Origin of the sequence: Fibrobacter sp. UWB16 (genome assembly GCF_900215325.1) — a bacterium.
In the GTDB taxonomy this organism is placed as follows: domain Bacteria; phylum Fibrobacterota; class Fibrobacteria; order Fibrobacterales; family Fibrobacteraceae; genus Fibrobacter.
Genome location: NZ_OCMS01000002.1, coordinates 1,015,361 through 1,036,913, shown reverse-complemented (window position 1 = coordinate 1,036,913; position 21,553 = coordinate 1,015,361). Strand labels below are relative to the sequence as shown.

The following is a 21,553-nucleotide window of genomic DNA, read 5'->3' as shown; positions in this document are numbered from 1 at the left end:
AAACGCGGGATGTGTTCTTTTTTGTAGTGCGTTTTTTCTATAGCCGTATTGATTCATATTTTTTAAATTTGGCGCATGATTATCGCAGAATTTGATGTTGTCGTCGTCGGTGGCGGTCACGCCGGTATTGAAGCCACGCATGCCGCATGGAAGATTGGTGTCAAAACCGCCATGCTCACGATGGATTTGAACGCAATTGGTAGAATGTCGTGCAACCCTGCTGTGGGTGGCGTTGCTAAAGGTCAAATTGTTCGCGATATCGATGCTCTCGGTGGTCTCATGGGGCTTTTGACTGACAAGGCGGGCATCCAGTTCCGCATGCTCAACATGAGCAAGGGCCCCGCTGTCTGGGGACCGCGTGCGCAATGCGATATGAAGTATTACAGCGAAGTTGCCCGCGAGACAATGGAAAGCTTGCCGGGACTCACGCTGATTCAAGGCGAACTTGCATCGTTTGAACGCATGAACGACGGCCGCTTGGAACTCACGCTTTTAAACGGCGACCGCTATATCACTCGTGCGATTGTGGTGACGAGCGGAACGTTCCTTGCCTCCAAGATGTTCACCGGGCTTGAAACGAGCATCGGTGGGCGAGTGGGAGAACCGAGTGCAGACAAACTTTCGGAATGCCTTGCGAAAAACGGCATCCGCTTGCGCCGCCTTAAAACAGGTACGCCAAGCCGTTTGGATCCAGATTCTATCGACTTTAACGAATGCGACGTGCAGCACGGCGACGAGCACCCGTGGCCGATGAGCGACCGCCATTTTGACGGTGCAACTCCCGACAAGTTCTGGGGTGACCAAATTAACAAGTTTATACGCAACGATTGCGTCTGCTGGATTACGCGCACAAACATCAAGACGCATGATATTCTGCGCAGTGGCTTTAAGGATAGCCCGATGTTCAGCGGCCGTATCCACGGCAAGGGCCCGCGCTACTGCCCGAGTATCGAAGATAAAATCAACCGTTTCGGCGACCGCGACGGGCACCAGCTGTTCCTCGAACCGGAACAGGCTGACATCGGACGTGTGTACATCAACGGTTTCAGTTCGAGCTTGCCGGCAGACATCCAGCTTGCTGCCATCCACACGATTCCGGGCCTTACCCGCGCGAAAGTGCTCCAAATCGGTTACGCTGTGGAATACGATTCCGTTGATGCCACGCAACTTTACCCGACGTTCGAATGCAAGAATGTTCCTGGACTCTATTTTGCAGGTCAGGTCTGCGGCACAAGCGGTTACGAAGAAGCCGCCGGTCAGGGCCTTATGGCTGGTATCAACGCTGCACTCAAGGTCAAGGGCGAGGAACCGTTCATTCTCGGGCGCTCCGAAAGCTATCTCGGCGTGATGGTCGATGACCTCGTGAACATTTTGCTCGATGAACCGTATCGCATGTTTACGAGCCGTGCGGAATACCGTCTGTTCCTCCGCAGCGACAATGCCGAAATGCGCCTCAAGGAAAAAGCCCGCAAGATTGGAATGATCAGCGACCGCGATTGGGAAGACTGGACTCGCCGCCGCGACCTCATGGCAAGTCTCAAGACGCAATTTACGGAAACATCTGCAACGCCGGAAGAAGCAAATACGATTCTTGAAGCGGGCGGTCAGGCTCTCGCCTCCGAACGTACCCGCTGGATCAACGTGCTCCGCCGTCCGGGAATCGACCCCGAAACCTTCTTCAAGGTGGCTGCACCGGATGCAAAAATCACGCGCCGTGACCAGTGGTACATGTACGCCGAAGAACTCTATGCCGGTTTCTTCGATCGCCAGGAACGCGAAATTGACGACCAGAAGAAGATGGAAAAGGTCAAGCTCTCGCCGGACTTCGATTACATGTCCATTACGGCCATCAGCATCGAAAGCCGCCAGCGCCTCAACGCCCACAAACCGCTAACGCTTGGGCAAGCTAGCCGCGTGCCTGGTGTGCGCCCCGCCGACATCACAGTCCTCGCGCATTGGATTGAATCTAGAACCTAGTCAATAGTCATTGGTCAATAGTTGATGATGCCTCAAAAGGTACGGCAATTTGGCTAACGACTACTGACTAATAACTAAGGACCATAGCGTGTTCACTTGCAATTTCATAGTTTTTTACTATCTTTGCGCCCGTCAACTTAAACAATTTTCCAAGAGGTATATATATGGCAGAAGAAGCAGAAGTCAAATCCACAGAAGAAGTTAAGCCTCAGGAAACAAAATCCCAAGAAAAATCTCAAGTAAAGAAGGCTCCGTCCAAGAAAAAGCGCCCGTTCAACGGCAAGCGCAAGGGTGGTGCTCCTGCTGCTGCAAAGAAGCCGGCTGTCTTTAGTGATTCCCTGGAAGATCGTTTCCCCAACCTTGCCGCAAAGCTCAAGAAGTCCATCGAAGATGGTATCAAGCAGAAGATCAAGGACGCTCAGAACGATCCGAAGGTCAAGGCCGCCTCTAAGAAATTTGCTAAGGATAAGTAATCTTACTTCTCAAAATCTTTTGAAAATGCTCCGCACTGCGGGGCATTTTTGCTTTTAGAAAAAGCGTGGCAAAGCCCCAAGTTAGTTGCCAAATACATCTCCAATAGTTAATTTTATGGCGCTTACGGGAGCTCGTAAAACGGGCTGAGAGGAAGTTGAAAACTTCGACCGAACCTGATTTGGATAATGCCAACGTAGGGAGGTTCCATTGAACTCAAATCCAGTCAAAATCAACGGTGAAAACGTCGCGGCAGCAGGCATGACCATTGCCGAATATTTGGCGTCCGCAAATTACGATACAAAACGCATCGCCGTTGAGCGCAATTTGGAAATCGTCCCCAAATCAAAGTATGCTGAGGTCGTCCTCGAAGCGGGGGATGTCGTCGAAGTTGTGAACTTTGTTGGAGGCGGGTGATGACCTGCAATAAAATCCCGAGCAGGGAAGAGTTCCGACGCGCACTCGTACAAAAGCAGGGCGAACAAATCGTTCAGAAACTTGAACAGACCACAGTTGCAATTTGTGGCGTTGGTGGACTAGGCTCTAACGTCGCCATCAATCTCGCTCGCGCAGGCATCAAGAAGCTCATTCTCGTGGATTTTGACCGTATTGACGTGACGAACTTGCAACGCCAGCAGTACAAGGCATCTCAGGTTGGAGAGCCTAAAGCGTTTGCGCTCGTCGAAAATTTGAAAGAAATAGCACCGTACACAGAGTTTGAAGCATACGACGAAAAAATCACGGAAGAAAACATCGACAAGTTCGTGACTAACGCCGATGTTGTATGCGAAGCATTTGATAATCCCGAAACAAAGTCGATGCTTGTAAACGCTGTGCTTGAAAAGTATCCGCAAAAATATCTCGTTGCCGCCTCTGGAATGGCAGGCACGGACGATGCGAATTCCATCAAGACACGTAAGATTTCAAAACATTTTTACCTCTGTGGCGATGGCAAGAGCGACGTGACTCAAGGACTTGCGCTCCTAGCTCCACGCGTGCAGATTTGCGCAGCGCATGAGGCGCTCACGATTATCCGGATTATTGCCGGTCTAGAAGTTTAACATAAAGGACATGCAAATGAATTCTGACAAACTTGTTATTGGCGGTCATGAATTTGATTCTCGTTTTATTCTCGGTTCTGGAAAGTATTCCCTCAAGCTCATTGAAGCTGCGGTCAAGGATGCAGGCGCTCAAATTGTAACGCTTGCCGTTCGCCGTGCAAACACGAAGGAACACGAAAACATCCTTGACTACATTCCGAAAAATGTTACGCTTTTGCCGAATACGTCGGGCGCTCGCAATGCCGAAGAAGCTGTGCGCATTGCAAGACTTTCCCGTGAACTCGGTTGCGGCGACTTCGTGAAGATTGAAATCATGCGCGATACCAAGTACTTGCTCCCGGACAATGCCGAAACCATCAAAGCTACCGAAACGCTTGCAAAGGAAGGCTTTGTGGTGATGCCGTACATGTACCCGGATTTGAATGTGGCTCGCGACCTCGTGAATGCCGGTGCAGCTGCCGTGATGCCTCTTGCATCGCCGATTGGTTCAAACAAGGGTCTTTGCACGAGAGACTTTATCCAGATTTTGATTGACGAAATCGAACTCCCGATTATCGTGGATGCGGGTATTGGCAAACCGTCCGAAGCTTGTGCTGCCATGGAAATGGGCGCAGCCGCCATTATGGCTAACACCGCTCTTGCAACAGCGGGCGACATTACGCAGATGGCTTCTGCATTCAAACTTGCTATTGAAGCAGGCCGCAAGGCTTATCTCGCCGGGCTTGGCCGTGTGCTTTCTCGTGGGGCATCTGCCTCTGATCCGCTTACAGGATTCTTGAGGGATTAAAATGGCCGAACGCAAAGACAACAATTACTTTTTTGATTCTGGAAATCTCTCGCCGGCGGCTCTAGAACGCAAGCACAGAATTGAAACAGATCCGTCTGTCCGTACGGACATCATGGAATACTTGCCGGGAATGGAAGTGATTCAATCCGACATTCGCGACAAGGTTCTTGACGCATTTGAAAGCTATGATGCGTCCAAGTACACCGCACGCGATGTTCAATTCGCCTTGCAGCATGACACTTGCTCTATTGAAGATTTCAAGGCTTTGCTTTCTCCTGCGGCTGCTCCGTTCCTTGAACAGATGGCAGCCAAGGCAAAGATTGAGACGGGCCGCCATTTTGGCAATAACGTCTATCTCTTTACGCCGCTCTATATTGCAAACTACTGCGAAAACTACTGCGTCTATTGCGGTTTCAACTGCTACAATCACATTAAGCGTATGCAGTTGAACATGGAACAGATTGAGCACGAGATGAAGGTCATCGCCGACAGTGGCATGGAAGAAGTCTTGTTGCTCACGGGCGAAAGCCGCGCTAAAAGCAGTGTCGAATACATCGGTGAAGCCTGCAAGCTTGCCCGCAAGTACTTCAAGCTCGTGGGTGTCGAAGTCTACCCGGTGAATGTCGACGAATACAAGTACCTGCATGAATGTGGCGTCGATTACGTAACCGTATTCCAGGAAACGTATGACCGCAAGCGTTACGAACAACTTCATTTACTCGGTCACAAGCGCGTATTCCCGTACCGCTTTGATTCTCAGGAACGCGCCCTCATGGGTGGCATGCGCGGCTGCGGATTTTCGGCACTTCTTGGACTTTCGGACTTCCGCCGTGATGCACTCGCAAGTGCTCTGCATGTTTACTACTTGCAAAAGAAGTACCCGCATGCCGAAATGAGCCTCAGCTGCCCGCGTCTCCGCCCGATTGTGAACAACGAAAAAATCAGTCCGCTTGACGTTCACGAAAAGGAACTTTGTCAGGTGCTATGCGCCTACCGCATTTTCCTTCCGTTCGTGGGTATCACTGTTTCGAGCCGCGAAAGCAAGGAATTCCGCAATGGCATTGTGAAAATTGCTGCCACGAAGATTTCCGCAGGCGTCTCGACCGGCATTGGCGACCACGAAAGCAAATACAGTGGTCACGACGATGGGGAAGGTGGCGATGAACAGTTCGAAATCAATGACGGCCGCAGCATCGACAAGATGTACGCCGACATGAGCAGCGAAGGCATGCAGCCCGTGCTGAACGACTACTTGTACGTGTAATGCGCTTTCGGCACCGTTTCTATTAAGTTCGTGCTCTTGCCGCAGTTACTAGAAAACGCTTCGGATAAATCCGGGGCGTTTCGTTATTTCTGGCAAATTATTTTTTCTTCTTACGACAACCTCTATTACCGTAAGTAGAGAAGCATGTTCCATTATCGGAACGATAGGCGGTTTCCCAATTACCATCTTGAGGTAGCAAGAACACTTCGACAGAATATGGATCGTCTGGATCGGTCCAACGAACATTCATTGTATAACGTGTATTGTCCTCATACTTTCCGATATTTAAAGCTCTACTCTGGAACAGCTTCTTTTTCGGAGCCGTACGGTAGTCCGATTTATTTTCGGCGTTTTTGTATTCTTTCGAAGTATAAGTATCTCCGCTAGATTTCCATGAATTACCGCTAAGTCTTGCGGCGATGATGTCTGCAACGCCATCAAAGTTTGCGGTTTTCAAAGCCGAATAGAATGTTCCGTCTGTACCGACCATTTCACAAACGTTATACGTGTTATTGGCTTTCCAGTGCTTACCTTGTACATTGATTGAAAGGTCGCTACGCAATTCAATCACAAACAACGCTGCACCACCATTTGATGATAACCCATTGTGAAGTTTGGTGATAAAACTATTTCGGGTTGAATCATTTTGAGATTGTACAGGAGAATAGTTTGACATGGCTTCACTATCTTCAATGAGCGCTATGTTGATAGCGTTTCTGAGGTCATAAAGCTTCATCAGGTCGATTTTTTCACGTGCTTTTTCACCGAACCCGAAAAGCTTTGGCATCGCTACGGAGGAAAGAACGCCCATAATAGCGATAACCACCATAAGCTCCATAAGGGTAATACCCCTCTTTGAATTTATAGTATTCATAATATCGCTCCATATAGTTTAATTGGGTTTTGTAACCCTTATAATGGAAATCTATATATTGCAATTTTGAATTGACATATTTCTATGATAAAAAAGTAATAAACGTGAGAAAGCGCACAAATTTAAAGCTTCAAGATGTTCTATTCCAAACTAGAGCAATTTTTTCTACCTTTAAAAACATGAAAAATCTTGATACAACGCTCTACTTCATTACCGATAGCACTAGTGTGCCTTCTGAACGTTTTTTGCCAACTGTTGAAGCCGCTTGCAAAGGTGGAGCGACGCTCATTCAACTTCGTGAAAAAAATCGCTCGACTCGTGAATATATGGAACTTGCAACTGCGACTCACGAAATTACCAAGCGTTATAATGTCCCGCTGATTATCGATGACCGCGTTGATGTGGCTCTTGCTATTGATGCAGAAGGTGTACACGTGGGGCAAACAGACATGCCTGTGAAAATCGCACGTCAGTTGATGGGTGCAGATAAAATAATTGGCGCAACGACGAAGACTGTTCCTCAGGCTTTGGAGGCTTACGAACAGGGGGCCGATTATCTTGGTGTTGGGGCTATCTATCCGACAACGACTAAAGTTGTCACTATCCTCACGAGTGTCGATACGCTCAAAGCTATCGTGAAGGCGGTGCCGATTAAGGTGAATGCCATTGGCGGGCTCAATAAGGACAATATCGATGTGCTTAAGGGTTCTGGCATTTCAGGAATTTGTGCCGTTTCTGCTATCATGAAATCCGCAGACCCGGAAAAAGCAACACGAGAATTGAAGCAAGCGTTTTTGAATTTGAATAAATAACTATCTTTCATTCCGATGAAAAAGAATTTAAAGAATACTTTGTCGTTTGTGGTCGATGTGGGTAACTCGCACACCGTTCTTGGAATTTACAAGGGCGACAAAGTTGTAGATCATTGGAGGCTTACAACCCGCAAGGAAACAACTTCGGACGAAGTGATGAATCGTGTGGGTGGCCTTATCCATCTTTCAAAAATCAAACTTGAAGCTGTAACGCATGTTGGCCTTTCGACGGTTGTGCCGTCTTTGGAACGCCCGTGGGTCAAGGCTTTGCAGACGCTTTTAAAACGCCCGGTGCAGGTGGTGAGTTCATCAAACTGCCTCAATTGCCCGATTGCTTACCCGAACCCGAGTTCGCTTGGTGCAGACCGTCTTTGCAATGTGATTGCGCTTAAGGAACGCGGCTACAACGATGCCATTGTTATTGACATGGGGACTGCTACGACTTTTGATGTCATGAAGGATGGCGGCTTTGCTGGTGGTATCATCGTTCCTGGCATTAGTGCTAGTCTCGATGTGCTTACGCAAAAAGCGGCTCGTCTTTTGCCGGTAAGTATCGAATGGCCCAAGCATTTAATTGCGAACAATACCGATGATGCTATCCGCGCGGGTCTTCTGTTTGGCTTTATGGCTGAACTGGAAACGCTTGTTGCTAAAATCAAACAGGAAATGGGTAAGAAAGATGTTCCTGTTTTTGCAACTGGTGGCTGGGGCCGCACAATTGCAAGCCATACCAAAATCATAGACACTTACGATCCGTATCTGACGCTTGACGGTATTCGTTTGGTGGCTCTTCACGGGGATTCAGCGGCAGAAGTTATCGACAAGGACGCCGAAGAATAATTTTGATGGAGGGGAGAATGAAAGCTTTTTTCGCTAGTCTTATTTTAGCAACGATTGTTTTTGCAGAAACAGGTCGTTCGCCAGTTATCAGTTCTGAACGCACTCGTAACCTGCGCGGGCTCGATTATGCTCCGATGCTTTTTGAGTATCATAGACAGACTGTAGACGATGGCCGCCACTTCTTTATTTATCCACGTCGCGATACAACGTTCCAGAAGGATTTTTACAAGAATCATGGAAATGCGATGGCGTTTTTTGAAAGTGATAGCGCGTCTTCGCATAAGTTCGCTATTGCGGTAAGTCCAATCCTCGGTATTGATTACAAATCGTCTTCGGCTCTTGGCGATACTATATGGCCAGCTATTGATGGTGGACTTTTTATCCGCGGCTTTGCTGATTCCCTCGACTTTGATCTTGATGCGCGTATTTACTCTGAAGGGCATGCCGCCAAGAAGCCCAAGAGTTACGACCACGAAGTTTTTGACGTGCAGTCCAAGGATCGTGGCGATGGAGGAATTGACTATGTGAGCTTTGCACGTTACCGCGCTCACTTGGCTCTCAACTATGCATGGGCTCGTTTGCAGCTTGCTCGTGATGTGCTACACTGGGGGCCGGGGTACTACAACAACCTCTCGCTGAACCAGTTTGCGCTCCCGTACAACATGCTTTCGCTCGACCTTACATTTGGACCGTTACGAATTTATAGTGTGTATGCGGATCTTCGTGTGAATTCCTGGAGCTATAGCAAAGACAACCTGAACGATCGCAATCTTTATGCTCACCGTTATGAGCTAGCTCTCAAAAATGTGACCTTTGGTATTTCTGAACTTCAGATTCTTTACAACGAAAATAAGCCTTGGCTTTTTGTTCCGGTAGCTCCGCTTTTCATTGAAAAGGGGAATTATTCCGAACGCGTAAACAACGGTGCCTTGGCGGTGGATTTTAATGTGCAGCTCTTCAAGCTGGCTCGTGTCTATGGTGAATTCTTCTTGGATGACATGGAATCGCCTTATGCCGTTTATCAAAATCGTTACAGCAATAACCGCTGGGCCGCAATGCTTGGCTTTCAGGTGGCTCATGACATGGAAGTAAATGGTAAACTTTTACAGCTCGGAACTATCGCAGAAATTGCGCGTGTTGAACCTTATACCTATTGCCATTACGACACGGCTCAGGCTCAGATGGCGCACCTTGGACTCCCGCTAGGGAATCCGAATGGTCCGAACTCGCTTGCCATTGACTGGACTCTTTACAGCCGCCTCTTCTGGAACCATTCAGCAAGTATCTTCTTTGGTTTGCACAACAAGTGGCTTTGGAAAGGTATTGATCGAGGTAGCGATATCAATGACCCGTATAAGACCGTTCGCAAAAAATTTACCGATAAAGCTCCGCTCCAATACACAATTGCTCCGTCTGTAAACTATAGTGGATATCATGCTTCTTATGAATTAGAGCTCATTTTAGGCGAAATAAAGGCCATTTTTGTACGTACTACCTTGTTTTGGTAGTCTTTTGTAATTATCTTATAACATAAGAAACCGTTTTTTAAGACTTTTCTGAACTAAAAAAGTAGGGCTTGACTATGTCCAAATTGATGGGATTGTTCACTAGTTTTAGGATTCGCAAACGTGTATTGGCGTTGGCGGATGCTTTTATTGTTGTTGTTGCTGGTTTATTTGCAAATTACCTACTCCCATTATATGCAGAACCGATTGGACGTGCTGACCTTTTTGCCATTTTCTTTTTGTGTGTCATTATGTGCTTTAGTGGGCTTCTCTTTTTTGGAGCTTACAATAAGCTGTGGCGCTATCTTAACCGCTATGACTTTTTAAGCTGCTGTAAAGGCGTTTTTGTAGGCCTTGTCGTAACTTATTTTTTCTTCTATTTGGTTCGTGGAAAGCTTTATTGGGAATTTGGCCTTGTCCAAGCTTTGATGGCGAGTTTTGGCGTGTGTCTTTTCCGCTACATGTTCCGTAATGCCTTTATTTCGATTATTAACACGGGTCACCGTGAAGCGATGAAAAAGCGCACCATGATTATCGGTGCCGGTAATGCGACTAAGCTTTTGCTCGATGAAATCAAGAACAGCACCAAGGATGCGGAAAAGGGGCTTTCTACTTCGGAAGCTGCAAAAATCAATCCTGTTTGCCTCATTGATGATGACCGCTTTAAAATCGGGAAACCGTTCGAAGGGGTTCTTGTTGCAGGCACGACAAGTGACATTCCTAAAATTGCAAAGCAAGAAAATATTGAGCAGATTCTTTTTTCGATTCCGAGTTGCCCTCCCAAAGACCGTCAAGTCATCATGGACTTGTGTGGTAAGACCGGACTTCCGGTGAAGGTTCTTCCTTTTGTTGGTACTCTTTTGGATTCTTCCAATGTTGGCGATGGCTCGACTAATTTTGCAACGCAAATCCGTGATATCAAGGTCGAAGATTTACTTGGTCGCGATCCTATCAAGTTCGATAACAAGGACATCCGTGCCTATATCGAAAACAAAGTTTGTATGGTGACTGGCGGTGGTGGTAGTATCGGTAGTGAACTTGTTCGTCAGATTGCAAAGTATAATCCTAAACAAATTATTATTGTCGATATTTACGAAAATAACGCTTACGATATCCAGCAAGAACTGGTGATGGAATACGGAAAGTCTTTGAACCTTGTGACTCTTATCGCAAGTGTCCGTGACTATTTCCGCATGAACCAAATTTTCAAGACCTACAATCCTGAAGTGATTTTCCATGCTGCCGCTCATAAGCATGTGCCACTGATGGAAAACAATCCGATGGAAGCGATTAAGAACAACGTTATTGGTACGTTTAACGTTGCGACGCTTGCCATGTTCAACAATGTGAAAAAGTTTGTGATGATCAGTACCGACAAGGCGGTGAACCCGACAAATGTCATGGGAGCTTCCAAGCGCTGCTGCGAAATGATTGTCCGCTTTATGTCCATGCAGAAGGATAGTAATACGGAATTTGTTGTGACTCGCTTTGGCAATGTGCTTGGTTCAAATGGTAGCGTGATTCCTCTTTTCAAACGCCAGATTGAACAGGGCAAGCCTGTGACGGTTACACACCCGGAAATCATTCGTTACTTCATGACGATTCCTGAAGCTGTGAGCCTTGTGCTCGAAGCGGCTAGTATCGCTCATGGTGGTGAAATCTTTGTGCTCGATATGGGCATGCCGGTAAAGATTGTGACGCTTGCAGAAAACTTGATCCGTATGTATGGAAAGGTTCCGTACAAGGATGTTCCGATCAAGTTCACGGGGCTCCGTCCTGGGGAAAAGATTAAGGAAGAGCTCCTGATGAACGAAGAAGGTTTGAAGAAGACAAAGAACAAGCTTATCTTCATTGGCAAGCAAATCGATATTGATACTTCTAAGTTCATCAATGAACTGTGGAAGCTTAAGAGCGCGGCTTCAGAAAACGATGTTGAAATCGCTATTCGCGCTTTGCACGAAATTGTCCCGACGTTCACGACTCCTGAAAAGTTCAACAGTGCAATTTTAAAGAAGTCTGAACCCGTGGAACAAAAGTCTTAACAACAACGACAAACTCAAAAGAAGGATAAAATATGAAAAAGATCATCACTCTAGGTTTGTTATCTAGTACTCTAGCTTTTGCACAGGCTGGAATGCTGGGTGGCTCGGAGGGCCTGCATGAAATCAATGCAAAGACCCTTGGTCAGTGGCAAGTCAACTTCGGTGCAAGCGGAAATCTTACGTTTGGCTCCTGGGGTTTGTCTCGTGGCGGTATCTATGAAGTAAAGGGGAAGAGGTACGCATTTAATGATGCTGATGCTTCTCTTTCAGGCAACGTCTTTGTAGAAGTTGGTGTCCTGGATTTCATTGATGTCGGTATGTCACTTCCGCTTTATTATGAACATGCCAATTCCAAGTGGGGTGGAATGGCAAATATGTGGACGACTAGCCGCGGTGACTTGGATGTCTTTGCAAAGATCGGTCTCCCGTTTGCATCGGCTGGCGTCTATAGCATGGCCTTGATGCTTGACCTCTATGTTCCGACGGGTGAAGAAAGCGCCGGTGTGCGTCCCCGTCATGCCTGGTATTTGGATGGTAGCAGCTATACGCATCCGTTTACTGCTGATAGGTGGGCTTTTGCTGCGGGTCTCGCATTCACGTTCGACTTCAACAAGGTTGGTGCTCCGATTGTGTGGAACTTGGCGGCAAGCTATGTTTCTCCGGCTAGCTATAACTTGACTCAGACGCTCGTCTATAGCACGGGCTTGAACTGGAACGCCACATCCTGGATGACTCCGTTTGTGGAATTCTCTGGCGAAATGCGCTTGCAGGATAACGGTCGTTACTCCTTCGACCCGCTTGTTGACCCGATGCTCATCACTCCGGGTTTCCGTTTCCACCTCCCGTATGATATTGATTTTGCTTTTGGCGTGGACTTTGCTGCCCGTTTCTTCCAGAGTGGTTTCGATCACCATGCTGATATCAAGTATGGTAAGGATCATACCATCTACTATCAGGGCCAGAGAGGTGTCAAGGCCAAGTATGGCTATACCGGCGTTCCCCTTATTTCCGGTTCTGCCCTCTTGAGCTTCAAGTTTGATGCTGCTGGTAAGCCGGTAGATTCCGATGGCGATGGCATCCCGGATAGCGAAGACAAGTGCGCTCGTACCGAAGCCAGCGTAAAGGTCGATGCTGAAGGTTGCCCGATTGATGATGCAAAACTTGCTCGTGAAAGAGCTATTGCTGACTCTCTCGCCCGTGTTGATACAGACAACGACGGTATTCCTAATATAAGCGACAAGTGCCCGAATACGGCTGCCGGTATTTCTGTGGATTCTACGGGTTGCATGCTTGACTTTGATAAGGATGGCGTTGCTGACAACCTTGACAAGTGCCCGAACACTCCGGCCGGCATTCCTGTGGATTCTACGGGTTGCCCGATGGACTTTGACAAGGATGGCGTTGCCGATTACCTCGACAAGTGCCCGAACACCCAACGCGGTGCTGAAGTTGGCCCGAACGGCTGCATGCTTGATAGCGATAAGGATGGCATAGCAGACTTTAAGGATAAGTGCCCGGGTACTCCGGCTGGCCATGCTGTAGACTCGACTGGTTGCTTGCCGGACTTCGATAAGGATGGTGTTGCCGATATTATCGACAAGTGCCCGAATACACTTCCGGGTGTCCGTGTTGATGGTGAAGGCTGCCCGATCAATAAGAAGGAAGACCTTGATCAGCTTAAGAAGGGTATTCAGTTTAAGACGGGTTCTGCAAAGCTCACCAAGAACAGCTATAGCACTCTTAACGACATTGCCGATCTTATGAACAAGATTCCGGAAGCAAATCTCGAAGTTCAGGGCCATACCGATAACAAGGGCTCTGATGCTAAGAATCAGAAGCTCTCTGAATCTCGTGCTCAGGCTGTTGTCGCTTATCTCGAAAAGCGCGGTGTGAATAGCAACCGCTTGCGTGCTGTGGGTTATGGTCCGTCCAAGCCGATCGCCGATAACGGTGATGCTGCTGGCCGTGCCCAAAACCGTCGCGTAGAACTCGTTCCTTTTGCAAAGTAATGAGTAATTTGGTAAGTTAGACAAAGTAAAAGCTATCCAACATAAATGGTTGGGTAGCTTTTTTTATAAATCAGCTTGTTTATGAAAAAACTAAGTTGAATGTCAGCGAAAAATAAACTAATATTTCCCATAATTCAAATGCTTTTTGGATGGCTTTAATGACTCGATTTGAAAATAAGGTTTGGCTTAGCAGCCCGACGATGCATGGCGATGAAATCAAGTACGTGACCGAAGCGTACGAAACCAACTGGATGAGTACTGTTGGTAAAAACATCAATGAAGTTGAACGTCTTGTTGCCGAAAAGGTTGGCTGTAAGTATGCTGTTGCTCTTAGCGCAGGTACTGCCGCGCTCCACCTTTGCACCAAACTTGCTGGTGAAGCCCTTTATGGAATGTCCAAGACGGGCGAGGGGTCTTTACGCGGACACAAGGTCTTTTGTAGTGACATGACCTTTGATGCGACTGTCAATCCTGTTGCATACGAAAATGGTGAAGCCGTTTTTATTGATACGGAGCGAGAGACCTGGAATATGGATCCTGTGGCTCTGGAAAAGGCTTTTGAAATTTATCCCAATGTTCGCCTTGTGGTCGTGGCTCATTTGTACGGCACACCGGGCAAGGTAGATGAACTCCGTTCTGTTTGCAAAAAGCATGGCGCACTGATGATCGAGGATGCCGCAGAAAGTTTTGGCGCTACATATAAAGGCGTACAAACCGGCATGTTTGGCGATTATAGCGCTATCAGCTTTAATGGAAATAAGATTATTACTGGTTCAAGTGGTGGCATGTTCCTTACGGATAGCAAGGATGATGCAGACAAAGTTCGCAAGTGGAGTACGCAATCCCGTGAAGCAGCCTCTTGGTACCAGCATGAAGAAGTTGGCTACAATTACCGCATGAGCAATGTGATTGCAGGTGTTGTGCGTGGACAGATGCCTTATCTTGAAGAGCATATTGCCCAGAAAAAGGCTATTTACGAACGTTACCGTGAGGGGCTTCGTGGGCTTCCTGTGCAGATGAATCCGTTTGACGAAAAGAATAGCGAACCGAACTATTGGCTGAGTTGCCTGATTATTGACAAGGACGCCATGTGCAAACAGGTCCGCGGTGAAACGGATTGTCTTTATATTCATGAAAAGGGCAAGAGCTGCCCGACTGAAATCCTCGAAAAGATTGCTGAGATTAATGCCGAAGGACGCCCAATCTGGAAGCCGATGCATATGCAACCGATTTACCGCATGAATCCGTTTATCACGGTTCAAGGCAACGGCCGTGCTCGTACGAATGCTTATATTGCAGGTGGATGCGAAGACGTTGGTGCTGATATTTTTGAACGTGGCCTTTGCTTGCCGAGTGACAACAAGATGACACCCGAACAGCAGGACATTATTATTCAAACAATTCGTAATTGCTTTACTTAATTAGGATAACGTATGGCTGAAAAAGAAGAAAAAAAAGTTGTTAGCCAAGCTACAATTCAGTTGCCTCCAGACAACAATACAATTACGTTGCTTGAAGCAATGCAAATCCTTTGGGAAAAGAAATTCACGTTATTGCTGTTCATTCTGGTGGGCGGCCTTGTCGGATTTTCGATTGCAAACTGGCTACGTCCGCAGTACACTAGCGACATCTTGTTGCAAATCGACGCGAAGGGTGGTAACGCGACGAAGGCTATGGGTGAGATGGGCTCCATCCTTGATGTGGCAAGCCCGGCCGATGCTGAAATCGAACTTATCAAGAGCCGCATGGTGTTGAGCTATGTGGTTGAAGCCGAACGCCTTTGCTTCAATGCAACGCCTGTTGGTGCCGTTGACCGCTTTACGCACAAAGAGGGGCGCATGGACTTGGATTCCCTCTATATTCCTACGCTCGCTCGTGCAGAAAAGTGGATGGCTAGAGCCGTCGATGAAAATACATACGAAGTCATTTCGCCTGAAGAACAGGTCATCTTGGAAGGTAAAGTCGGTGAATTGTACAAGGCTCCCTACGCTGGCGATACTCTCGATATTCATGTTTCAAAGATGCTTGCTCAGCCGGGGCAGGAATTTGTTCTTTCTCAATCGGGTATGCTTGGTGCTATTGCCGCATTGAAGGGTGGACTTAAAGTTGCCGAAAAGGGCAAGAAAAGTGGCATTATCGAGGCTAGCTTCAACCATCGCTATCCTGATAGGGCTGCATCGATCTTGAATACGGTGGCAAAGACATACTTGCGTCAAAACGTTGAAATGCGCAGCGCCGAAGCCGCTAAGACTCTCGAATTCTTGGAAAAGCAGCTCCCTGGTGTGAAGGCTAAACTTGACAGTGTCGAAAAGATTTTAGCCGATTACCGTTACAGCATCGGGTCTGTGGACATGACGGGCGAAACGCACGCTCACTTGAACAAGGAAAGTGAAATCCAGAGACAAATTTTGGATTTGGAACAGCAGAAACAAGCTGCCATGCGTTTGTTTAAGGAAGAACATCCGAGCGTTCAGACGCTCATTCGTCAGCAGAATCGTTTGAGGGCTGAACTTGCCAAGTTGAAAAAAACAGCTGAAAAAATGCCTTTGACGCAACAGGAAGTCGCTCGTTTGAAGGAAGATGTGGCGGTCAATAATGAAATTTATACGACTATGTTGAATAACATTCAGCAGTTGCGTGTTGTGCGTGCTGGTGAAGTAGGCAATGTCCGTATAGTTGACTTCGCGCAGATTAACGGAGCTCCGAGCAAGCCGAAGAAAATGAACATCATTATCTGCTCTGTGGCTGCTTCGTTTATGCTTGGAGTACTCTTGGTATTCCTCTTGCGTATGATGCATAACGGTGTTCGCAGTGTTACGGAAATTGAACGTGAAACGAATACAAGCGTGCTTGCAAAGGTTCCTCAATATCCTGATACCGGCTTGAACTTGAAATTTAGAAAGACAAGAAAAACTCATGTCCAAACAGATCCTGATGATCCTCTTAGCGAATCGATTCGTTCGATTCTTACGGCGATTGATTTCTCTTTCAATATGAATAAGGAACATCAGGTGATTATGGTTTCTGGTATTACGCCTGGTGTCGGTAAGAGCTTTATCTCGACGAACCTCGCTGCTACTTTTGCGATGGTCGGTAAGAAGACCTTGTTTATTGATGCTGATATGAGAAAAGCCACGTGCCGCTTTACGAAGGTTGGCCTTGCCGATGTTCTTATGGGTAAGGTCGCTTTTGAAAATGCTAAAATCTCGAGTCCGAACCTTCCGAATCTTGATATCTTGGAATCTGGCAAGTTTACGCTTTCTGCATTTGAACTATTGCGTGGTGACATGCTTAAGAAGTTGATTGACGAAATTCGTCCGCAGTACGATGCAATTATTATTGATACTCCGCCGACGAATTTGGTGACTGATGCATACATGATTTGCCCGTTGATCGATTTTGCACTCGTTGTGTTGCATTATGGTCGCCATTCTATGGATTCTATTAAGGAATCCTTACATACCTTGGAACGCTATTGTGATAAACCCAAGGCTTTTGTGTTGAACCATTGCGAACACAGACACGGTTACGGTTACGGTTACGGTTACGGTTACGGTTACGGTTACGGTTACTACGGTAGCAAATCTAAAAAGCATAAAAATTAGCAATATATCTTAGTAACGGGCAATGCTCGTGAAGTACAAGATCCCGCTTCACTAAGTGAAGCGGGATTCTTTTTATCTATTGCGCAGGAAAATGACAATTCGTCAATAATTTCTTGTGTTGGGGTGTCCGCTTTTCCGTAAAATAATGGATTTTTAGAGAGTAAAGAACCGCGCACTTTGAGATGCGCCAAGACATGGGGTTGAGAAATTGAAGAGTAAACTGATTTTTGTTGTAACGGCCGCTGCGCTAGCTTGCGGCGCCGCACAGGCCCAGACGAAGGTCGTCGTGGACCCGGGCAAAAAATACCAACTTTTTGAAGGCTGGGGTACAAGTCTTTGCTGGTGGGCAGAACTCGCCGGTGGTTGGGACAAGGCAAACTATACGAAACTTTTGGGTGCAGTGGCCGATCCGGACACGGGTCTTGGCTATAATATTTTCCGTTACAATATCGGCGGTGGCGACCAGCCCGGTCATAACCATTTGACCAAGGGCGATGGGGGAGCCGCGATTCCTGGCTACAAGCCAACGGAAAAAGGCGATTACGACTGGACGGCGGACCCGAACCAGCGCAACATTGCTTTTGCTCTTGCAAAAATGGCGAAAGATCCGATTTTCGAAGCTTTTTCGAATTCCCCACCATGGTGGATGACAAACAGCGGTTGTGTTTCGGGAGGAGTCAATGGTGCCGACAATCTCAAGTCCGATTACTTTGACGATTTCGCCGATTACCTCTCCGAAGTCGCTAAGCACTTCAAGGAAGAATGGGGCATCACATTCCGCACGATTGAGCCGTTCAACGAGCCAAGTGCAGGCTGGTGGAAAGCTAACGGTGACCAGGAAGGTTGCGGCTTTAAGAACAAGCAATCTGAAATGATTGTGGAACTCGGCAAGGCTCTTAAAGCGAAAGATCTGTTCCCTGCAACTTCTGTGAGTGCTGCCGATGAATCGAACATTGGCGATGCTTTGGCGCGTTTCAATAGCTACAGTGCCGAAGCACGTTCTTACATGTTTCAAGTGAATACGCATAGCTATTCTGGCTACGATTCCCGAGCCAAGCTTTATAATGCAGCTTTTGCCGCCGACAAGCGCGTTTGGCAATCCGAATCGGGACCGCTCCACCGCAGTGGAAGTCTCGAAATTACGCTTTGGATGGCGGATGTGATATTGCATGACCTCCGCGATATGCATGCGAGCGCTTGGGTCGATTGGCAACTTTCAGACCCTGCCGAGAATTGGCGCACAATTATCGCAGACCACAAAAAGCAGACATTCTCTTATGCGCCGCGATTCTATATGCATGCTGCGTTTAGCCGTGCTATTCGACCGGGTTCTCGTTTTATCGATAGCGACAACAGCAACACGCTTGCTGCCATTCGCGAAGACAGTTCGCTTGTGCTAGTGGTGCTGAATACGGGCTCTAGCGATGCAAAATACACGTTTGACTTGAGCAAGTTCGCAACGATTGGCAAGAAGGCCAAAATCCATCGCTTTACGCTCCCGGCAGCGCTCAAAGCCGATTCTGATATTGACGTTACGAACAATGCAATTACGGTCACAGCGGGTGCCCAATCCATCGTTACGATGGTCATTGAAAATGCAACCGGTGGCGTATGCGAAGCTAGCTCAATCATTCCATATGCCAAGATTCACGATGGTGGCTGGAACGAGACTACCGAAGTCAAGGTAAATCCAGGTGATTCTCTTGTGATTGGTCCGCATCCGTACGACGGCGGACGCTGGACTTGGAAAGGTCCGAATGACTTTTATTACTTGGGTCGTGAAGTGCGCTTCAAGAATTTGCAATGGCAGAGCAGCGGCGTTTACACGGGAACGTATGTGAATCCGTATGGCTGCGAAAGTACGGTCGATATCAAGGTCATTGTCGATGACCCGGAACATCCGTATGTGGAACCGGAGAAACCGAATTCTGGCACAACGCGGATTGCTTCGAGAGTCGCGCAAAGTGCTGGGAAAGTCTCAGTCATGAGAAGCGGGGGAGACTTGCTAGTGAACGCAGGGAATGCGTCGGGGAATCTCGCACAGTCCGGGAAGTACTCGCAGTCCGGGAATGCGCCGCTACAGCTCACGATTCACGACTTGCAAGGCGTGCTTCTGATGCGTCGCTCCATTGAAGGTTCTGCGGTTTTGCCAGTTGCGCACTTGGCAAAAACGCCGTATATTGTACGAATCAAGAGCGCTGGAAAGGCTATTTATCAGAAGAAATTCAAATAACTTATAGAGATCCTCGCGAATGCGAGGATTCTCTTTTTGGGGAGCTTTGAACTTTACGAATGCTTGTGGTGAAGCTTGTTGGCGAAGCTACGACATTTGGCGATTTCGCGTGAGGTGAGTTCTTTGTTCTTGAGGGTTCCACCTTTTTGCAACACGCCTGCAATTTTGAAACCGCTCCAGCAAAGAACTTCCTTGAGTGCGCGGACAGTCCCTTCGGATTGTTTGAAGAGAATGTTGAATGGCCACGGGGTAGAGCACGTGGTGATAATGACTGCTTTTTTGCCTTTGAGAAGCGGAATTGGATAGCCGCTTTCGCTATGGTCCATCATGCCATAAACCCAGCGGTCAAAAAGCATTTTGAGTTGCCCCGTCATATTACCCCAATAGCACGGCGAGCCCACGATTAGAGCATCGCAATCTTGCACGAGCTGCAGAACTTGTTTGGCTTCGTCATCGGGCATAACACAATCATGTGTGCTACGGCATTTCATGCAGCCGATGCATGGGCGGAATTGCAATTTGCAAACATCAACGTAAAGGACTCTATCGCCACAGGCTAACAATTCATTGCGGACTATCCCAAGCATTTGGCTGATATTGCTATTTGGGCGAGGGCTTGCATTCAAAATAACGTACTTCAATTTCAGACTCCTTAATAAATTCATAAAAGCTATTCGAGATTGCCGCGCTTCTGCGACGTTCGCAATGACGTATTTTGCATGTGCTTTCTAAGCTTTTACTTATTAAACACCTAAGGAGCGGAAATGTGTTACTATAAAAAAATCCCGAACGCTTTTTTGAACGTTCGGGAGATTACTGGATCCTTCGACTTCGCTCAGGATGACATGTTGTTTTACTTGAAGATATTTTTCACCCGTTCAAGAAAACTTTCTTCTTGGGCAGTTTCCTTGTCCTTGCGGAGTTCAGCGAGCTTCTGGTAAAGCTCCTTCTCTTCGCGGGAAATGTCCTTCGGAATGTCTACGCCAATTTGTACGTAGAGGCTTCCGCGATCGCCCTGTTTCTTGAGAGGCCACAAGCCCTGATCGCGCAGACGGAGAACGCTGCCAGCCTGAGTGCCAGCGGCAATCTTGATCTGGATTTCATCACCGCTGATGGTCGGGATGCGCTGCGTACCGCCAAGAACCAGCTTGTGGACTGGAACCTTGACTTCGCAATGCAAGTCGTCGCCTTCACGGCTGAAGAAATCGTCCGGTTTTTCGGCAATCACGACGAGCAAGTCGCCGCAAGCGCCACCACGCGGACCGCAGTTGCCTTCGCCACGGAGGTTCAGGTACTGGCCTTCGCTTACGCCCGCCGGAATCTTGATGGAAATCTCTTCGGTTTCCTGTACGCGGCCCTCGCCGTGGCAATGTGAGCACGGATTAGCGATTACTTCGCCCATGCCACTGCAAGTGGGGCAGACGCTTTCGGAAACCATCTGGAAAAATCCGCCGGACACACGACGTACACGACCCGTGCCATGGCAGGTATCGCAAGTTTTGACGTTCGTACCGCCCTTGCCGTTACATTCCGTACACGGCGTATAGCGTTTTAAGCGAACCTTCTTGGTGCAACCTTCGAAAATTTCCTTGTAGCTGAGCGCCACCTTGATCTGCAAGTCGTTACCACGCGGAGGACCTGCCTTGCGAGAACTTCTGCGGCCACCGCCACCGAAACCAAAGCCGCCACCAAAGATATCGCCAAACTGGCTGAAGATATCGTTGATGTCGAATCCGGCACCACTGAATCCGCCGCCGCCAAAACCGCCACCAGGAGCGTTGAAGCCGAACTGGTCGTAGTTCTTGCGCTTTTCAGGATTAGAGAGTACGTCGTAAGCTTCGGCAGCTTCCTTGAACTTTTCTTCAGCTTCCTTGTCGCCCGGGTTCTTGTCCGGATGGTACTTGATAGCAAGCTTCTTATAAGCGTGCTTAATCTCATCAGCACTTGCGTCCTTGCCGACGCCCAAAACTTCGTAATAATCTCGTTTTTCAGCCATTTTGCCCTCCGGGCAAACTCATCATATAAAAAATCAAAAATCGTTATTTTACAACAAAAGGATTGCCCCCTTTTGAG

At 47.7% G+C, this 21,553-nt stretch carries 17 protein-coding genes and 1 riboswitch; of the genes, 14 read left to right on the top strand and 3 right to left on the bottom strand.

Annotated elements, in window-relative coordinates:
• Nucleotides 1-75: 75 nt before the first annotated feature.
• The 6 genes from mnmG to thiH all read left to right on the top strand — a co-directional run bounded on the left by mnmG (nt 76) and on the right by thiH (nt 5,560).
• Entirely contained in the window at nt 76-1,977 is a 1,902-nt protein-coding gene (mnmG, locus tag CRN95_RS09670) for a tRNA uridine-5-carboxymethylaminomethyl(34) synthesis enzyme MnmG (protein ID WP_088629691.1), read from the top strand.
• Between the two features lie 164 nt (nt 1,978-2,141).
• Nucleotides 2,142-2,450 carry a hypothetical protein gene (locus tag CRN95_RS09665; RefSeq protein WP_014545014.1) on the top strand — a complete coding sequence of 103 codons (309 nt, stop codon included), beginning with the start codon at nt 2,142-2,144 and terminating at the stop codon, nt 2,448-2,450.
• A gap of 113 nt (nt 2,451-2,563) precedes the next feature.
• A riboswitch (TPP riboswitch) is annotated at nt 2,564-2,668 on the top strand.
• Nucleotides 2,659-2,865, top strand: a complete 207-nt coding sequence (thiS, locus tag CRN95_RS09660) for a sulfur carrier protein ThiS (protein WP_014545015.1) — start codon at nt 2,659-2,661, stop codon at nt 2,863-2,865. (Overlaps the previous riboswitch by 10 nt.)
• Nucleotides 2,865-3,509: a thiamine biosynthesis protein ThiF gene (gene thiF, locus CRN95_RS09655; RefSeq protein ID WP_097020734.1), complete on the top strand. Its 645-nt coding sequence runs from the start codon at nt 2,865-2,867 to the stop codon at nt 3,507-3,509. Before thiS ends, thiF begins: the two co-directional genes overlap by 1 nt.
• A 16-nt stretch (nt 3,510-3,525) precedes the next feature.
• Nucleotides 3,526-4,296 (top strand): thiazole synthase, encoded by a 771-nt coding sequence (locus tag CRN95_RS09650; RefSeq protein WP_015732455.1) that lies wholly within the window; start codon nt 3,526-3,528, stop codon nt 4,294-4,296.
• Nucleotide 4,297: 1 nt separating this feature from the next.
• Nucleotides 4,298-5,560: a 2-iminoacetate synthase ThiH gene (thiH, locus tag CRN95_RS09645; protein ID WP_085490345.1), complete on the top strand. Its 1,263-nt coding sequence runs from the start codon at nt 4,298-4,300 to the stop codon at nt 5,558-5,560.
• Between the two features lie 97 nt (nt 5,561-5,657).
• On the opposite strand, the gene CRN95_RS09640 is transcribed toward thiH, so the two are convergent.
• Nucleotides 5,658-6,434, bottom strand: coding sequence for a type II secretion system protein (locus tag CRN95_RS09640; protein WP_097020733.1), 777 nt, complete (start codon nt 6,432-6,434; stop codon nt 5,658-5,660).
• Between the two features lie 179 nt (nt 6,435-6,613).
• Between CRN95_RS09640 and thiE the strand changes: the two genes are divergently transcribed.
• The 8 genes from thiE (at nt 6,614) to CRN95_RS09600 (ending at nt 19,480) form a co-directional block, all read left to right on the top strand.
• On the top strand, nt 6,614-7,246 hold the full coding sequence (thiE, locus tag CRN95_RS09635) for a thiamine phosphate synthase (RefSeq protein WP_097020732.1): 633 nt from the start codon (nt 6,614-6,616) through the stop codon (nt 7,244-7,246).
• A gap of 15 nt (nt 7,247-7,261) precedes the next feature.
• Nucleotides 7,262-8,086, top strand: a complete 825-nt coding sequence (locus CRN95_RS09630; RefSeq protein WP_097020731.1) for a type III pantothenate kinase — start codon at nt 7,262-7,264, stop codon at nt 8,084-8,086.
• Nucleotides 8,087-8,103: 17 nt separating this feature from the next.
• Nucleotides 8,104-9,594, top strand: a complete 1,491-nt coding sequence (locus CRN95_RS09625; protein WP_097020730.1) for a hypothetical protein — start codon at nt 8,104-8,106, stop codon at nt 9,592-9,594.
• Between the two features lie 377 nt (nt 9,595-9,971).
• Entirely contained in the window at nt 9,972-11,633 is a 1,662-nt protein-coding gene (locus CRN95_RS09620; RefSeq protein ID WP_235002976.1) for a nucleoside-diphosphate sugar epimerase/dehydratase, read from the top strand.
• A gap of 32 nt (nt 11,634-11,665) precedes the next feature.
• Nucleotides 11,666-13,642 (top strand): OmpA family protein, encoded by a 1,977-nt coding sequence (locus CRN95_RS09615; RefSeq protein ID WP_097020729.1) that lies wholly within the window; start codon nt 11,666-11,668, stop codon nt 13,640-13,642.
• 158 nt (nt 13,643-13,800) lie between these two features.
• Nucleotides 13,801-15,063, top strand: coding sequence for a DegT/DnrJ/EryC1/StrS aminotransferase family protein (locus CRN95_RS09610; RefSeq protein ID WP_097020728.1), 1,263 nt, complete (start codon nt 13,801-13,803; stop codon nt 15,061-15,063).
• Between the two features lie 12 nt (nt 15,064-15,075).
• The gene (locus CRN95_RS09605; protein WP_097020727.1) at nt 15,076-17,247 is read left to right on the top strand and encodes a polysaccharide biosynthesis tyrosine autokinase; all 2,172 of its coding nucleotides are present in this window, start codon (nt 15,076-15,078) and stop codon (nt 17,245-17,247) included.
• A 208-nt stretch (nt 17,248-17,455) separates the two neighbouring features.
• The gene (locus tag CRN95_RS09600) at nt 17,456-19,480 is read left to right on the top strand and encodes a glycoside hydrolase (RefSeq protein WP_097020726.1); all 2,025 of its coding nucleotides are present in this window, start codon (nt 17,456-17,458) and stop codon (nt 19,478-19,480) included.
• Nucleotides 19,481-19,533: 53 nt separating this feature from the next.
• On the opposite strand, the gene CRN95_RS09595 is transcribed toward CRN95_RS09600, so the two are convergent.
• Both CRN95_RS09595 and dnaJ read right to left on the bottom strand, forming a co-directional pair.
• Nucleotides 19,534-20,121 (bottom strand): flavodoxin family protein, encoded by a 588-nt coding sequence (locus tag CRN95_RS09595; RefSeq protein WP_097020725.1) that lies wholly within the window; start codon nt 20,119-20,121, stop codon nt 19,534-19,536.
• Between the two features lie 212 nt (nt 20,122-20,333).
• Nucleotides 20,334-21,476: a molecular chaperone DnaJ gene (dnaJ, locus tag CRN95_RS09590; RefSeq protein WP_097020724.1), complete on the bottom strand. Its 1,143-nt coding sequence runs from the start codon at nt 21,474-21,476 to the stop codon at nt 20,334-20,336.
• Nucleotides 21,477-21,553 lie beyond the last annotated feature (77 nt).

Bases quoted from the DNA above. Each gene is read 5' to 3' on its own strand.
- CRN95_RS09610 (WP_097020728.1), top strand. From the start codon at position 13,801: ATGACTCGATTTGAAAATAAGGTTTGGCTTAGCAGCCCGACGATGCAT.
- mnmG (WP_088629691.1), top strand. From the start codon at position 76: ATGATTATCGCAGAATTTGATGTTGTCGTCGTCGGTGGCGGTCACGCC.
- CRN95_RS09615 (WP_097020729.1), top strand. From the start codon at position 11,666: ATGAAAAAGATCATCACTCTAGGTTTGTTATCTAGTACTCTAGCTTTT.
- CRN95_RS09640 (WP_097020733.1), bottom strand. From the start codon at position 6,434: ATGAATACTATAAATTCAAAGAGGGGTATTACCCTTATGGAGCTTATG.
- dnaJ (WP_097020724.1), bottom strand. From the start codon at position 21,476: ATGGCTGAAAAACGAGATTATTACGAAGTTTTGGGCGTCGGCAAGGAC.
- CRN95_RS09625 (WP_097020730.1), top strand. From the start codon at position 8,104: ATGAAAGCTTTTTTCGCTAGTCTTATTTTAGCAACGATTGTTTTTGCA.
- thiH (WP_085490345.1), top strand. From the start codon at position 4,298: ATGGCCGAACGCAAAGACAACAATTACTTTTTTGATTCTGGAAATCTC.
- CRN95_RS09665 (WP_014545014.1), top strand. From the start codon at position 2,142: ATGGCAGAAGAAGCAGAAGTCAAATCCACAGAAGAAGTTAAGCCTCAG.
- thiE (WP_097020732.1), top strand. From the start codon at position 6,614: ATGAAAAATCTTGATACAACGCTCTACTTCATTACCGATAGCACTAGT.
- CRN95_RS09650 (WP_015732455.1), top strand. From the start codon at position 3,526: ATGAATTCTGACAAACTTGTTATTGGCGGTCATGAATTTGATTCTCGT.
- CRN95_RS09630 (WP_097020731.1), top strand. From the start codon at position 7,262: ATGAAAAAGAATTTAAAGAATACTTTGTCGTTTGTGGTCGATGTGGGT.
- CRN95_RS09605 (WP_097020727.1), top strand. From the start codon at position 15,076: ATGGCTGAAAAAGAAGAAAAAAAAGTTGTTAGCCAAGCTACAATTCAG.
- thiF (WP_097020734.1), top strand. From the start codon at position 2,865: ATGACCTGCAATAAAATCCCGAGCAGGGAAGAGTTCCGACGCGCACTC.